This window comes from Fibrobacter sp. UWH5 (assembly GCF_900142505.1).
GTDB lineage: Bacteria > Fibrobacterota > Fibrobacteria > Fibrobacterales > Fibrobacteraceae > Fibrobacter.
Genome location: NZ_FRBB01000010.1, coordinates 40,609 through 54,108, shown reverse-complemented (window position 1 = coordinate 54,108; position 13,500 = coordinate 40,609). Strand labels below are relative to the sequence as shown.

Sequence of the window (13,500 nt, the reverse complement as noted above, 5' to 3'; positions counted from 1 at the left end):
GATCCCTCGACTCCACGTTGTTCCGCTCGGAATGACACGCACACGCTTCACCGTTCATTGTTAATTGTTCGCTCCCAACTAGTCTCTGTACAGGTTGTGGTCCTTGATATACTGATAAACCTTTGGATCCAGGCCTTCGGGTTTTTCGTTACACAACAGAGCCTTGCGGATGGCCGTACTGGAATAAATCCCTTCAAAGCCTTCATCAGGCCCAAGCCATAGAAGATCTGCATAACCATTAGCCTTATGCTTCTTCATATCAGGTTGCGGATACCCATTGCGGGCAAACACAATCAACTCGATATCACGCAACAACAGGTGCCCATTGTAGTTCGTGCCAAAGAAATTCATGGGATCACGCCAATGAGGAATTCCTTCGTAAGTATCAGCTCCAGTCAGCAACCGGAAATTAATTTCCGGGAATTTTTCCTTGAGCCCCATAAGGAACACATAAGACCCGCGATAATCGCCCTGCTCTATTTCAAGATCGGAAAGAACCAGACGATTGTCACCAGCAAAGGCCAGTTCCAACATGGCAAAACGATCTTCAGCGCTAGCATTCAGAATCTTATCCCAACGATCGGGGCTAGGCATGAACCATACCTCATCGCAGAAGCCTCGTTCCAGACAAATTTTCGCAACTCGGATGTGGTCGTTATGAACAGGGTCAAACGCACCGCCCAGAACAGCTACATTTTTTTCAAAATTGCTAGAAGACATAAGCGGCAAACCCAATATTAAACTGCAAGCGACTTCCGTTCACGTTCTTTTCGAGAAACGGATCGAAGTGATCCAGGACCCAGCGGTATTCCACTTCGGCAACCAGCATCGTCTTCGAAAAAATGTTAAGTATCGTTCCAAAACCGGCACCCCATTCATTCCAGGCAACGTCTCCGAGATCACTCAATTCCTTTACACGAGAATAGGTTCCCATCAGGTAAAGTTCGCCCAAAAGATGAATACCCAGCACAACATCAAAGTCGGAGTGCTCAATTTCATAGTCATTCTTACCGTCTAGGGATTCTTCATAATCAAAAAAGCCGTAGCCCACGCGAACAAAGCCAAATCCCGGATACCAGACACCAACCATCGGTTCTATCTGGCGAAGTCCCAGGCCGCGTTCAGAACCAACACCAGTTCCGGAACCAAAACCTAAGGCTGCACCCACGAAAAACGGAGTCCTAATTCCCGTGGTAGACGCAGAACCTTCGGCATTCCCTCCAGCGGCAGCGCCAGAAGTTCCAGCGGCCCCAGAAGCCCCCGTATAACCGGTAGCACCGGCAACTTGGGCAAGCCCAACCGAAATACAAAAAAGAACAATGGCAATAATTTTTTTCATGATACTAACACCACAGCCACAGCAAGACCCACAGCCACATTCGAAGCCGCGTCAACTTTGGTCCACATAAAAAATTTTCTGTCAATTTTCGAAAGCGAAAAAATCTGTACAATTTCCATGTGCGAAAGAATGACGGTACAGATCATCTTTGCAGCAACAAAACCAATAACCCAATAGGCAAAGTTTGAAAAGAAGACCAGCGAAACAAACGTCAGGGACATCAAGCCAGTCAGCACAAAATTAGATCGCTTAACAGCAATCTCATCCGATTCGCTTTCCTTAGCCAGACGTTTAAATTCTTCAACTTTGTCACAAACAGCCTCATAACCAGTCATTAGCTGGTAAAGATTATATCCCAGCAGAATGACCGCGGCAACCAATGTTATTTTAGCCACAAAATCCATATCAATCCTTGGAATTCAAAATACGGAGATAGCTTGCATAACGAGCGCGAGATAGGGATCCATTTTCAACGGAAGCCAACACGGAGCAGCCCGGTTCCTTGACATGAATACAGTTGCTGTACTTGCAGGTAAACAGGTCTCCATCGAAGAAACCCGGGAAAATTTTGGCCAGGGTTTCAGCTTCCATATCCATAAGCCCAATGGAACGGATACCCGGAGTATCGATGACCACACCACCCTTTGGGAAATCTTCCAGGGGAAGGTCAAACAGACTAGAAGACGTTGTAGTATGGCGGCCCTTGCCATCACGTTCACGGACGGCACCAGTCTGAAGTTCAGCTTCAGGAACCAAGGCGTTGATCAAGGTGGACTTACCTACCCCGCTCTGACCACTGAAAACAGAAGACTTTCCATCCAGTTCCGCACGAAGGACCTCAAGACCTTCACCGCTCCTTACGCTTACGGGAATCACCTTGTCGGCAATAGACATAAAGTCGCGGATATCATCAGAAAGGTCGGCCTCGCCATTGGGAAGCAGGTCCATCTTCGTCAAAACCAGCACAAAAGGCAGGTCATTCAAATTTGCTGCCAGCAGGAAGCGGTCCATAAAACCATAGTTGAATTCCGGCTGGGTTACGCTGGCTACAATGACCACCTGATCAATGTTGGCAGCCAAGGTCTGCTGTTTGTAAAAGCTATCACGGGGACCGGGGCGCTTCAGTTCGCTCTTGCGGGGCAAGACACGTACCACACAATACTTCTGGGAACCGACACCATCGCCTTCATCTTCGGCGTCATTTACCTGCCCAAGAAGCACGCGGTCACCCACAGCAGGGAATTCGCCCAAAGTCTTGGATGTAGTGGCTCGGTACATGGCCGTTACTATATTAGCGGAAAGCGGAGAGTTTAAAGGAGAAAGGGATTCTGAGCTACTTTCGTCTTTCGTCTCAAATTTCTCGTTTTTCGTCTCTAATCGCACTTCGCAGGTGCGGCGGTGGACTTCAAGAACCAAGCCCTCTACGCAATTTTCCTCACCGATATTCTCGATGGGATTTTTCACCTTCTTGATTTTCGCTTTCTTGAACTCGCGGCTGTAGCGTTCCTTAATGGGGCGTTCATCTACAACACCACTTTCCAGTTCCTTCATCACGTCAATACGACGGCTGCGATGGTCGCGGCGAGTCGGACGCACAGAACGGAGAGGCAGTTCTTCTTCAGCATCGAAATCCTGATCAAAGTCGACATTTCGACCCAGGTCATTTCTCATCGGCCACTCCGTTCTTCAAGTTCTTCTTTTCTTCCACACGTTTCTTGGCCGCCAGGCCCGCATCGGAATCTTCCCGTTCGCGGGCTTCATCCAATTCCGCTTCCGTCACAGGGCGGCCCCTGCGAATGGATTCCATAATGAAGTGGATGGCCTTAAGACGTCCATTACATTTTTCGATACAGTTGTCGTAGAAGCCTCGAGTCTTATAATCCCATTCGGGGACGATTTCCGAAGCATACAAAAAATGTTCGATACAAATCGAAAGCTGATCAGCCTCTCTTCTCAGGTCTTCTATTTTGCTTTTCGTGAAAAATGCCATACAAGAAACAAATATATAAAAGTATTTCTTGCAAAAAAAGAGTCGCACTTCCTAGGTGCGGCTCCAACAAATTAAAGTTTAACAATTCACTCACTAGACGGATGTTTTCCAAAGGCCATGGAGGTTGCAATATTCATACACAGCAATAACCTCGTCTCCCTTTTGTATGGGGAATACACAGGCCGGAGCATCTCCCGGATTCAAGTATCTAATTTGATACCCATTCTTCAGTTCCAGAAGAATCCACTGAATATAATGTCCAGCGGCCATGGGGTGTGCAACAGAACCTACGGAAACCTTTGCTGCGTTTTCAGTAAGAACCACAACAGGAACATGCTTTTCCTTGGCCGCATCAACTGTATTTGGAACAAGTTTTTCCATGTTCAGGAAACATTCCGAGGGGACCTCGTTCCTTTTCACGTCGATGATAATATTGCCACTTTCGTTGCAACGATAAAATGCCATTTCCATATTCTACCTCCTTAGGATAAAGGCGATAATAATATACCAAATAGTCATTTTTTAGACCATAAATGAAAATTTTCATTTTTTCATCTTTCTATCTTTCAAATATGCTCATGACCTTAATCAAAATGACACGTCCCGTGAATATCGTCATCGCCGTTGTGACCTTGTTTATCGGATATTTTCTGCAGGGTGTTCTCGATTTTGGTGCCAGCGATGTTCCAGCATACAGTCTTGTTCTGCAAGCTCTAGGCTTTGCCCTAGCCATCGGTTTTGGAAACATCCAGAACGATGTCCTTGATTTTGAAAGCGATAAGCTGAACCGTCCTGAACGCCCCTTACCTAGCGGGAAAATTTCATTGAAAGCCGCCAATGCCTCCTGGATTACCATGATTGTCCTAACAATCGTCTGTGGATTCGCCGACTCCCTGATTTCGGGTACGTTCTTTGTGGCTCTAGCCCTCCTGCTTATTGCCTATAATAAAAAGCTCAAGCACATTCCCCTGCTGAAGAACATGACCGTAGCATTCCTATGCACGACCCCGCTAATCCTCACTCTCATCTACCCGATTATCCCCAGAGAAACCGACATTGAACCCATGAGCCTGAGTGCGAAATTCGGATTTCTGTACCCCGCCATGATGTTCGCATTCCTGCTGACCACTGTCCGCGAAATCTACAAGGACCTTGAAGACGAATCTGGCGACCTGATGGCAGGCATCATCACCTTCCCCATTGCCGCAGGCGCCCCTACAGCCCGACGCCTTGCAGGCGCCATCCTTGTCTTTACCTGGATGCTCCTCCCCCTTCCCACGATCCAAGGATATTATTCCACCATTTTTCTGATTCTAACCCTGGCGACCCTGACCCCCACATTTGCGACAATTCTTATCCAGACACAAAAACAGAACTACCGCAAATCCCAGAAACTAGTCAAGATATCCATGTTTGTTGGCCTAATCGCCCTGGTGATCAGCACGGCAATATAGACCGAAAGCCCAAAATATGGGTGACAGAAAATGTAAAAGCAAACTTGAAAAAAGGTTCGTTTTTACACAGTCTGTAAAGAAAACCGCTTTTTTAGGCAAAATTCGTCAAAAAATAACAAAAAAAGACCCTTAACGTCCTTTTCGGCAGAGTTTAACTTTTTTGCCGCTTGATTCCCTTGCTTGCACCAAATGCGGTGAGCTACGGCCCCTGAGGCAGAGGGAATTTCATTTCCAAAGAGGCGTTATGCTCGAAGAAATTCATGAAGAATGCGGCGTCATCGGCATTTTCAATGGCGAGAACGTAGTCCGCAATGTTACCATGGGTCTGTACGCTCTGCAGCACCGCGGTCAGGAATCCGCAGGCTTTGCAGTGACCGACGGCGACAAGATTCGCGTCCGTAAGTCCATGGGTCTGGTTTCCACCCTCCTGCAAGAACACAACGTAGACGAATGCCCGGGTAACACCTGCATCGGCCACGTTCGTTACAGCACCACTGGCGCAAGCACCCTGGCAAACGCCCAGCCCATTTTGGTGAGCTGCAAGTGGGGCCAGCTGGCAGTAGTTCACAACGGTAACATCACCAACGCCACCGAACTGCGTCAGGAAATGGAAAACGAAGGTCACATCTTCCAGACCACCTCAGACTCAGAAATTCTTCTTCATGAAATCGCACGCACAGAAGCCGATGACTTGGGACAAGCAATCAAGAAAGCTATTACCAAATTCACCGGCTGTTTTTGTCTGATATTCATCAGCAAGGACACCATGTACGTGGCCCGCGACGGCTTCGGTTTCCGCCCGCTCTCCATCGCACGTATGGGCAAGTCCTGGTGCGTGGCCTCCGAAACCTGCGCTTTCGATTTGCTGGGAGCCAACTACGTTCGCGATATCCAGCCCGGCGAATTCCTGACCATTACCAATAACGGCCTCCATTCCGAACGTTTCACCCAGAAGGACCGTCTGGCCCACTGTATTTTCGAGTACATCTACTTCAGCCGTCCGGACTCCAAGATCTTCGAGCAGTCCTGCGACAAGGTCCGCCGCAAGATGGGCAAGCAGCTGGCCAAGGAATGTCCCGTAGACGCAGACATCGTCATTTCCGTTCCGGATAGTGCCACTACCGCAGCCCTGGGCTACGCACAGGCCAGCGGCATCCGCTTTGAAATTGGCTTGCTCCGTAACCATTACGTTGGCCGCACCTTCATCGACCCCACCCAGAACGTCCGCGAACAGAAGGTAAAACTGAAGTTCAACCCCATCGAAGGCGTTCTCAAGAACAAGCGCGTCTGCGTGGTGGAAGACTCCATCGTCCGCGGAACCACTCTGAAGATCCTTTCCAAGATGCTCCGCGATGCAGGCGCCCTTGAAGTCCACATCCGTATTGCATCACCTCCGGTAGCACACCCCTGTTTCTTCGGCATGGACTTCCCCAGCCAGGGCGAACTTGCAGCCAGTTCCATGACTCCCGACGAAATCGCAAAGATGCTGGGCGTAGAAAGCCTTGGCTACCTCAGCGTAGAAGGCATGAAGGAATGTACCGGTGAAGGCGAAAATTACTGCGCCGCCTGCTTCAACAACGACTATCCCGACTATATCGGTATTGACGCCAGCAAGAATCGCTGCGGCTAACTAGGATATAGGTGAAAGGAGAAAGATTAAAGATATTCCTTTACGCTTTAACCTTTCCGCTTTACGCTAATTAACGCTTTACGCTAAAAAGGCTTTCCAATGGAAAGCCTTTTTTTACTAGACCTGGTCAAAGGTCCACTTCACATGTTCCATCAGCTGTTCATGGGGATCAAAAGCTAGGCCAAAACGATCCTTAATCTTGCTGACATCGAACAGAATCGGATCATCGCCCCAACCCAAATCCTTCTCCACAATTTTAGAAGTGGAATCCGGCTTCAAAGAAAGAGCCATCTGGGCAATTTCCTTCCAGCTCACCCAGCATTCAGACATACCGAGGAAGATTTCCTCATTCAAGTCGGATTCCAGAAGATTCACATAAAGTTCAGCCTGATGACCAGCAAAAATAAACTGGGTACCATCATTCTTGATAATATTGATGTCGCGGTTTTCCTTGACGGCCTTTACGATATCGAAGAAGCGACGGTCCGGCTGGCAGCAACCATCAGGGTAAGCGGGATTACCGAAAGTATACCCCGGGCGGATAATATTGCGAGCCATTTCCACCTTGGGGAACTGATCCCCGTAACCATGGGAAAATCCCAGCACAAAAGCTTCGCCTGCGGCCTTGGTAGCCCCATAGAGATCCATGGGCAGATTGCAGGTTACTTCCCGCATTACAGGACGTATACGTCCCATGGCTGCGGTACTGCTGGTATAAATAAACTTCTTGCACCCCGCTGCCGCCGCACTTTCCAACAAATTAACGGTCGCACGGGTATCGTTCATCAGCATGGTAGAGGGAGTCTCTCCCCACCCCAGAGCCACATGGATACAGGCATCGCAGCCCACCAAGCCCTGAGCCATCTTTTCAAAGTCGGTTAAAGCACATTCAACAAAGCTAACCTGGGGAATTTTCTGTAAAGAAGGAACCTTATTAGGATGACGCGTGGCGATAACCACTTCATGCCCCTTGGCAAGCAAGGCACGGACTACATAGTGACCAATAAAACCAGTTCCACCGGTAACAAAGACCTTCATATTTTACCTCTTTTTTTAGAAATATACATAGCAAAACCCAGAAACAAAAAAAACTGGACGCAAAAAAGTTTTCCCCCGTAAACACATTGGGACATTTGAGGAACGCTTCGCTTGAGGTATGAGGTCGGAGCTTCGCTCCTAGAGGTTTGGGCTTCGGGATGCAGGTCACTAACCACTAACCACTAACCACTAATCACTAACCACTAATCACTAACCACTGTATATTTACTACATTGTCAAGGTAAGATTTTCAAGAGGTTTTATATGGCACGTATGCGCGTTCTCGTTTTGATGGGTGGTCCGTCCACCGAACATGATGTTTCTGTAGTTAGCGGTACCGGTGTGGTCCGCGCCATGAATCCCGACAAATACAACATCCACCCGGTCCTTATCGACAAGGATGGTACCTGGCACTGGTCTTCCCGCGAACTTTCCCCGTACCAGAAGGACAACTTCTCCGTGAACTACTTCCGCGGTCTGGAAGGCACTGCCGCCAACACCAAGAAGAACCCCGCCCTTTCTGAACTTCCCGACGCCGACATCGCCTTCCTGGCACTCCACGGCAAGTGGGGCGAAGACGGCCATGTGCAGGCTCTTCTTGAAAACTGGGGTATCCCCTACACCGGTTGCGGTCTTTTGGCTTCCGCTCTGGCCATGGATAAGATCAAGTCCAAGGAAATCTATCGCGCCAACGGCATTCCCACTCCGCCCTACCGCGTGATATTCAAGCACGACTTTACTGGCGACACCCTGGTAAGTGTTGCTGACGAACTGGGCTTCCCCCTGGTCATCAAGGACCCGCTGGGCGGCTCCTCCATCGGTATCGGCATCGCCAAGGATCTTGACGAAGCCGGCAAGATTGCCCAGGACCTGTTCAAGGATTCCAACCGCCTCCTCTGCGAAAAGTTCATTGCCGGTGGCGAAGCTAGCTGCGGCTACATCGAAGGTGAAAAGCCCCTGCCGCCTACCGAAATGCGCATGACCACCCGCGAATACTTCGACTACGAAGCCAAGTACAACGGCGAATGTAAGGAAGTGACCCCGGCTGAATTTGCTCCGGAACTGACCGCACGCATCCAGGAACTGGTGAAGAACGCTCACTACGCTCTGGGTGGTGCCGGCTATAGCCGTACCGACGTCCGCATTACCAAGGACGGTGAACTGTTCGCTATCGAAACCAACACCCTGCCCGGCATGACCCCCACAAGCCTCTTGCCCCAGCAGGCCGCCTGCAACGGTATTACCTACAGCCAGCTCATCGACATGATTATCGAAAAGAGCCTGTACATTAAGAGGTAAGAGGATAAATAAAGGTTAAAGGTTAAAGGATATAGATTCTTCTTTACGCTTTATCCTTTCCGCTTTACACTAGCCTTACGAATTATGAATTATTAGATCAAGTAAGGCGGCAAGGCCGCGATTATTTAGTCTCGTACTTCATAATTCATACTTTGTAAATGAGAGCAAATGAAACTTGATCTTTTTGTAGATACTTCCCGTAAGGGGATTTCCATGGGATTATCCGACAGCACGTCTGGATTGTACCAGGAGACTGTAGATGCTTCTGCCCGTGGCGAAACCGCATCCGCTATTCTAGACGATCTGCTTGCCCGCGTAGGCGCAAAGCTAGACGACATCAAGCGAGTGCTAGTCACTGTGGGACCGGGATCCTTTAGCGGTCTCCGTACGGGAGTCGCTTTCTGTCAGGGACTTTGCTTTAGCGGCAAACGTGAACTTTGTGGAGTCAGTACCTTGCAGGCTCTGGAATGCTTTGGCGGTAACGACAATTCAGCCGAAGTCGCCGTGGTAATCCGTGCGCGCCCTGGTTACTGGTACTTACGTCAGACAGTTGATGGCAAGGCCGAAGAATGCTTTATCGAGACCACCGAAGTAGTAGAACGCCTTAAGGCACATCCCGTAAAGACCGTCGTTGTGGATGAAGCGGCCTCCGCCGATGAAACCTTGAGCGCACTGTTTGCAGAAATCGCGGCAGCCACCGTTCTTGACACCGGCAAGCCTCTGAACATGTGGACGTCCCTATTTACCAAGGTTCCGCCCAGTCTGATTCAGGAAGCCAACTACATCCAGCCATCTTACTTCGAAAAACTCAAATAGAGTTTTACCCGAGAATCGATGTCAATCCGCAAAATGGAAATTGCAGACATTCCAGCAGTTCTTGCCATACAGGAAGAACTGCAGTTTCAGGAATGGAACGAAAAACAGTTCGCCAGCGAGATCCGCGCAAATTACGCCAGCTGTCTGGTGTACGAATCCGACAACGAACCGCAACCAGCTATTCTCGGCTACGCAATTTTCCATATCCTAGGCCCCGACTCCGAATTGTTAAGTATCGCCACCCAAGGCCATCAACAGCAAAAGGGAATCGGTCAGCAACTTCTGGACGCGGGATTCAGCCAGCTAAATTTCGCGGAAGGAGACTGTTGCTTTCTGGAAGTCCGAGTCGGTAACGAAAAGGCAAGACGATTCTACGAGAAGAACGGTTTCAAAATTTATGGCACCCGCAAGAAGTACTATTCCGATGGAGAGGATGCTGTACTCTACAAGACAGGTTCCTAAATATTAGGAGTTTCAATTGGCAAAGTCTCTCAGCAAAAAGCAGATCCGCGCACGCCGCATTATTGCAAGCCTCATCGCAGCGGCAGCAGTCATTGTCATCATCCTTTTCTATCTGGTCATCACAGAAAGTGGCCATTGGCTGGTTGACGATGACGAAATAAACCACGTTACCTGGGTTGCCGTTCTCGACGGACAATCAGCAGACCTGGAACGTATTGACTACGCAGCAGACCTTGTCGCTAACGGCCAGGCCGACTCCGTCTTGATTTTAGGCAGACGTTGCCTACGCAACCGCAGCAACGCGGAATTCTACGTCGAAGAATTTATGAGATTAGGAAGTTTCGACAGCAACGCGGTCTTCCTCGCCCCTCACGACGATGCCTCCACCATCGGCGAAGCCTTCACCATTATCCCCTGGCTAAAGAAACACAATGCCGACACGGTCTTGCTGCTGACTTCCGCAGCCGCCTCCCACCGAGTCAAGAAAATATTCTCGACCCTTTCTGGAGAAAAACCTGTATACAAGACCGTAGACATCCACCATTATCAGTACAACGCCGATTCCTGGTACACCAATCGCGAATCCCGCAAGACCTGGATTAGAGAATGGGCAGCCTTGGCTATGGCCACATTTGAACTCTGGCCGGCAGGAATTCTAACACCCAATGATTCCGCCTTCTACAAAAGGATTCAGTCCCTCAAGGAATTTGAAGAACAGAAAAATCCTGTTGTAGATTTGCAGTCCTTGATTCCAAAGGTTTCAGAAAAAAGCAAGGCCGTGGATACCATTCCCGAGCCTGCTAAAGAAACAACAGACTCAGTTATAAGCAACGAGTAAAGCCAATACAGCCGTCAACGGAGCGTTCCAGTTGATGGCTGTTTCATTACTGGCAAAGGAACACTGTTCATCGGTGTAAGAGTATCCGGGCAATTCATTAGGATATGTCGGAAAACGATGCAAGTCCTGACGATCCGCATTGATTCCCCCCACAAGCAACCCCGGAATAGGGTCCACCACCTTGTCTGAATGGCTCAAACGATGATGAGGGCGTTTAGGCGAACTCCAGGCAGAACCCGTCACAAAGCTAACATTCAACGGATTACGTCCATAGACAAAATTCAACTGTTCCTGGCTCCACTTAATCAAGGATTGCCCCTCTACGGTTTTCCGCCAGGTGTTTACAACCATCAAGGTTAGCGCATGGTTAGAAATTTCACCATTGCTACCCCAGATAAAACTCCGTATCGACAATCCATAAGGATCCGCCTGCTGTAAGCGAATTATCTCGGCGGCGACACCCTCTAGAGTCTTACGGGCTCGATCTCGAAGTTCCACGTCAAAGTCCTGCAAGGCCAGAGCAATCCACCCAAAATTCTGGGTATCGCGCCAGTCCAGTCCCAGCTTGATCCTGTTCTTATCCATATCCTTCAAGAGGATTGAACGCAAACTATCCATGGACTTTTTCGGGAAACTCTTCACGCCTTGCAACTCACGATAAAGCATGCTGCGGACCCAGAAAAACTCATCCGTATAACAGGAGTCTCCATAGCCGCCACTGCCTTCTGTATTATGAGGCCAATCCGCCTCAGGATTCCTGCAAGCCCACTGATAGGCCCGAATAGAAGCCCCCAGACACCGATTGGAAAAAGCTCGGTCGGAACCACGATAGACGCGGCTGGCCGCAGCCATACACCCAGCAAAATTCAAGGTCGATGTAGTTGACTTACCAAGAATCAAACGCTTCCGCGTGGAATCAGAAACCGTCGGAGTCACAAAGCCATCCCAACGTTCGGGAGTCACCTTGAAAAAAACGCCCCCATCTTCATCCTGCATTTTCAAGAAGAAATCCAGTTCAAAACGAATTTCATCTTTCAGACTAAAAGGCAAATTGAAGGTTCCACCTTCGTTGATCACATCTTCGGCAAGAGTTCCCTTAGCCTTCTTTTGGCGCAAACGTTCATCACACAGTTCGCAGGCAAGCAAAAGGGTTCCTACAGAAACGCCACCATTCACAATGTACTTGCCATAATCACCGGCATCATACCAGCCACCATGGGCATTCCACACGCCTTCGCGGTTCATGGAGGCATGAAACTTGATGCAGTCGTCAAAATGGGCTGCAGGCCTTGCCCACGGTCCTGCAAATTCACGGGTCAGCTCAACACCGCTACGCTGGAAATAAAAAGATTTGATGTTGGCCTTCAGCTGTCTAAGAACCCAGTCATCAGAAATTTCAAATGCAGGCGACTCAAAAAGCAGACGGTCATTACCGGAATTTCTACCCAAGAAGATCAGAATACGATAGGAGCCCGTTTCGTGAACATTGGAAAAAGTTCCGCTCCAGAGGGATTCCCCCGTATAACCGCAGACGCCGTCATTTTTGAAAGAGCCCTTTTCAAAACAGCCCTTGTAATCAGCGAAACCCGACGCACCGACAATACGGTAATACAGCATCGGCCATTGAGACTCCTCCACATCTAGGCAGCGGGGATTCAAAAAGAAAACCTTGGGACCATTAGGCAAATAACCTATATGGTTATATCGAATCGGCATGTTTAACTGTTCTTGGGCGTCCATACCCTAAGAATATATTAAAGGAGCCCGACAAATGGACTCCTTTATTTGAAAATAACGTTTACTCTTGGAACCGACTCCGCATCAAGGCGATTTCGGCTGCGTAGCCTGGCAATTCATTGGGGGTTTCAAGATAGAACGGCAAATTTTTTAAGGAAGGATGATTTACCACACGGGTTAAAGCTTCCAAGCCAATAAAACCGCCACCAATAACCTCGTGACGATCCTTATGGCTACCCATGGGATTCTTGCTATCGTTCAGATGTATCGCCTTCAGCTTGTCCAGACCAATCACCCTGTCAAACAGCTCCAGCACATCGTCCAGATGATCCACAATATCGTAACCACCATCAAAGACATGGCAGGTATCCATGCAGACACCCATCTTGCTAGAAAGTTCTACCCTATCGAGAATAGCCTTCAATTCCTCAAAGGTTCGACCCACTTCAGAGCCCTTTCCAGCCATGGTCTCCAGCAGGACAGTCGTCTTCTGGGACGGTTTCAGCAGACGGTTCAGCATAGCCGAAATAAATTCGATACCGACTTCAGCCCCCTGCTTCACATGACTTCCGGGATGGAAGTTGTACATCGCTCCAGGAAAATGATCCATACGGAAAATATCATCGGCCATTACATCTTCTGCGTACTGACGCAAGCCTTCATCTGCAGCACAGGCGTTCAACGTATAGGGAGCATGGGCCAAAATGGGGGCAAACTGATTCGCTTCCAGCAATTCAACCAGTTTTAAAGCATCCGCCTTGTCAAAAGGCTTGGCCGCACCGCCACGAGGATTCCTGGTAAAAAACTGGAATGTATCTGCACCAATAGAAAGAGCGGTCTGCCCCATTGCAAGGAAACCGCTCGAAGAAGAAAGATGACAACCGATATGCAACATAA

Annotated in this window: 15 protein-coding genes; 6 read left to right on the top strand and 9 right to left on the bottom strand. The window is 49.0% G+C overall.

The annotated features are described in order from the left end of the window. Positions 1–78: 78 nt before the first annotated feature. From BUB38_RS09535 to BUB38_RS09510, 6 genes are all read right to left on the bottom strand, one after another. The gene (locus tag BUB38_RS09535; protein ID WP_073159948.1) at positions 79–720 is read right to left on the bottom strand and encodes a nicotinate-nicotinamide nucleotide adenylyltransferase; all 642 of its coding nucleotides are present in this window, start codon (positions 718–720) and stop codon (positions 79–81) included. Beyond that, entirely contained in the window at positions 710–1,339 is a 630-nt protein-coding gene (locus BUB38_RS09530; protein WP_073159946.1) for a hypothetical protein, read from the bottom strand. The genes BUB38_RS09535 and BUB38_RS09530 overlap by 11 nt, the downstream gene beginning before the upstream one ends. Continuing rightward, a complete protein-coding gene (locus BUB38_RS09525) occupies positions 1,336–1,743 on the bottom strand; it encodes a hypothetical protein (RefSeq protein ID WP_073159944.1) in 408 nt (135 codons plus the stop codon). The genes BUB38_RS09530 and BUB38_RS09525 overlap by 4 nt, the downstream gene beginning before the upstream one ends. Position 1,744: 1 nt before the next feature. After that, a complete protein-coding gene (gene rsgA / locus BUB38_RS09520; RefSeq protein WP_073159942.1) occupies positions 1,745–3,010 on the bottom strand; it encodes a ribosome small subunit-dependent GTPase A in 1,266 nt (421 codons plus the stop codon). Next, a complete protein-coding gene (locus BUB38_RS09515) occupies positions 3,000–3,329 on the bottom strand; it encodes a hypothetical protein (protein WP_073159940.1) in 330 nt (109 codons plus the stop codon). The genes rsgA and BUB38_RS09515 overlap by 11 nt, the downstream gene beginning before the upstream one ends. Positions 3,330–3,422: 93 nt before the next feature. Beyond that, the gene (locus tag BUB38_RS09510) at positions 3,423–3,800 is read right to left on the bottom strand and encodes a desulfoferrodoxin family protein (protein WP_073159938.1); all 378 of its coding nucleotides are present in this window, start codon (positions 3,798–3,800) and stop codon (positions 3,423–3,425) included. 122 nt (positions 3,801–3,922) lie between these two features. Here BUB38_RS09510 and BUB38_RS09505 point away from each other — a divergent pair, with 122 nt between their 5' ends. Continuing rightward, entirely contained in the window at positions 3,923–4,783 is an 861-nt protein-coding gene (locus tag BUB38_RS09505; RefSeq protein ID WP_254794928.1) for a geranylgeranylglycerol-phosphate geranylgeranyltransferase, read from the top strand. A 244-nt stretch (positions 4,784–5,027) separates the two neighbouring features. Then, positions 5,028–6,413: an amidophosphoribosyltransferase gene (purF, locus tag BUB38_RS09500; RefSeq protein ID WP_073159934.1), complete on the top strand. Its 1,386-nt coding sequence runs from the start codon at positions 5,028–5,030 to the stop codon at positions 6,411–6,413. Positions 6,414–6,530: 117 nt separating this feature from the next. Here the strand turns inward: purF and BUB38_RS09495 are convergent, their stop codons facing one another. Further along, positions 6,531–7,451 carry an NAD-dependent epimerase/dehydratase family protein gene (locus BUB38_RS09495; protein WP_073159932.1) on the bottom strand — a complete coding sequence of 307 codons (921 nt, stop codon included), beginning with the start codon at positions 7,449–7,451 and terminating at the stop codon, positions 6,531–6,533. A 264-nt stretch (positions 7,452–7,715) separates the two neighbouring features. On the opposite strand from BUB38_RS09495, the gene BUB38_RS09490 reads away from it, so the two are divergent. From BUB38_RS09490 to BUB38_RS09475, 4 genes are all read left to right on the top strand, one after another. Then, positions 7,716–8,750, top strand: coding sequence for a D-alanine--D-alanine ligase family protein (locus tag BUB38_RS09490; protein WP_073159930.1), 1,035 nt, complete (start codon positions 7,716–7,718; stop codon positions 8,748–8,750). Between the two features lie 168 nt (positions 8,751–8,918). Further along, positions 8,919–9,566, top strand: a complete 648-nt coding sequence (gene tsaB / locus BUB38_RS09485; protein ID WP_073159928.1) for a tRNA (adenosine(37)-N6)-threonylcarbamoyltransferase complex dimerization subunit type 1 TsaB — start codon at positions 8,919–8,921, stop codon at positions 9,564–9,566. Between the two features lie 18 nt (positions 9,567–9,584). Further along, entirely contained in the window at positions 9,585–10,028 is a 444-nt protein-coding gene (gene rimI / locus BUB38_RS09480) for a ribosomal protein S18-alanine N-acetyltransferase (protein WP_073159926.1), read from the top strand. A gap of 16 nt (positions 10,029–10,044) precedes the next feature. Continuing rightward, complete coding sequence (locus tag BUB38_RS09475; protein ID WP_073159924.1) at positions 10,045–10,866, top strand: ElyC/SanA/YdcF family protein; 822 nt, start codon at positions 10,045–10,047, stop codon at positions 10,864–10,866. On the opposite strand, the gene BUB38_RS09470 is transcribed toward BUB38_RS09475, so the two are convergent. Together BUB38_RS09470 and BUB38_RS09465 are read right to left on the bottom strand one after the other, a co-directional pair. Then, a complete protein-coding gene (locus BUB38_RS09470) occupies positions 10,846–12,606 on the bottom strand; it encodes a glycoside hydrolase family 9 protein (RefSeq protein ID WP_073159922.1) in 1,761 nt (586 codons plus the stop codon). The genes BUB38_RS09475 and BUB38_RS09470 overlap by 21 nt on opposite strands. A 58-nt stretch (positions 12,607–12,664) precedes the next feature. After that, positions 12,665–13,498 (bottom strand): deoxyribonuclease IV, encoded by an 834-nt coding sequence (locus BUB38_RS09465; RefSeq protein ID WP_073159920.1) that lies wholly within the window; start codon positions 13,496–13,498, stop codon positions 12,665–12,667. Between the last annotated feature and the right edge of the window lie 2 nt (positions 13,499–13,500).

Excerpts from the sequence above, each read along its gene's own strand:
- BUB38_RS09535 (WP_073159948.1), bottom strand. The coding sequence starts at position 720 with ATGTCTTCTAGCAATTTTGAAAAAAATGTAGCTGTTCTGGGCGGTGCG.
- BUB38_RS09530 (WP_073159946.1), bottom strand. The coding sequence starts at position 1,339 with ATGAAAAAAATTATTGCCATTGTTCTTTTTTGTATTTCGGTTGGGCTT.
- BUB38_RS09525 (WP_073159944.1), bottom strand. The coding sequence starts at position 1,743 with ATGGATTTTGTGGCTAAAATAACATTGGTTGCCGCGGTCATTCTGCTG.
- rsgA (WP_073159942.1), bottom strand. The coding sequence starts at position 3,010 with ATGAGAAATGACCTGGGTCGAAATGTCGACTTTGATCAGGATTTCGAT.
- BUB38_RS09515 (WP_073159940.1), bottom strand. The coding sequence starts at position 3,329 with ATGGCATTTTTCACGAAAAGCAAAATAGAAGACCTGAGAAGAGAGGCT.
- BUB38_RS09510 (WP_073159938.1), bottom strand. The coding sequence starts at position 3,800 with ATGGAAATGGCATTTTATCGTTGCAACGAAAGTGGCAATATTATCATC.
- BUB38_RS09505 (WP_254794928.1), top strand. The coding sequence starts at position 3,923 with ATGACACGTCCCGTGAATATCGTCATCGCCGTTGTGACCTTGTTTATC.
- purF (WP_073159934.1), top strand. The coding sequence starts at position 5,028 with ATGCTCGAAGAAATTCATGAAGAATGCGGCGTCATCGGCATTTTCAAT.
- BUB38_RS09495 (WP_073159932.1), bottom strand. The coding sequence starts at position 7,451 with ATGAAGGTCTTTGTTACCGGTGGAACTGGTTTTATTGGTCACTATGTA.
- BUB38_RS09490 (WP_073159930.1), top strand. The coding sequence starts at position 7,716 with ATGGCACGTATGCGCGTTCTCGTTTTGATGGGTGGTCCGTCCACCGAA.
- tsaB (WP_073159928.1), top strand. The coding sequence starts at position 8,919 with ATGAAACTTGATCTTTTTGTAGATACTTCCCGTAAGGGGATTTCCATG.
- rimI (WP_073159926.1), top strand. The coding sequence starts at position 9,585 with ATGTCAATCCGCAAAATGGAAATTGCAGACATTCCAGCAGTTCTTGCC.
- BUB38_RS09470 (WP_073159922.1), bottom strand. The coding sequence starts at position 12,606 with ATGGACGCCCAAGAACAGTTAAACATGCCGATTCGATATAACCATATA.
- BUB38_RS09465 (WP_073159920.1), bottom strand. The coding sequence starts at position 13,498 with ATGTTGCATATCGGTTGTCATCTTTCTTCTTCGAGCGGTTTCCTTGCA.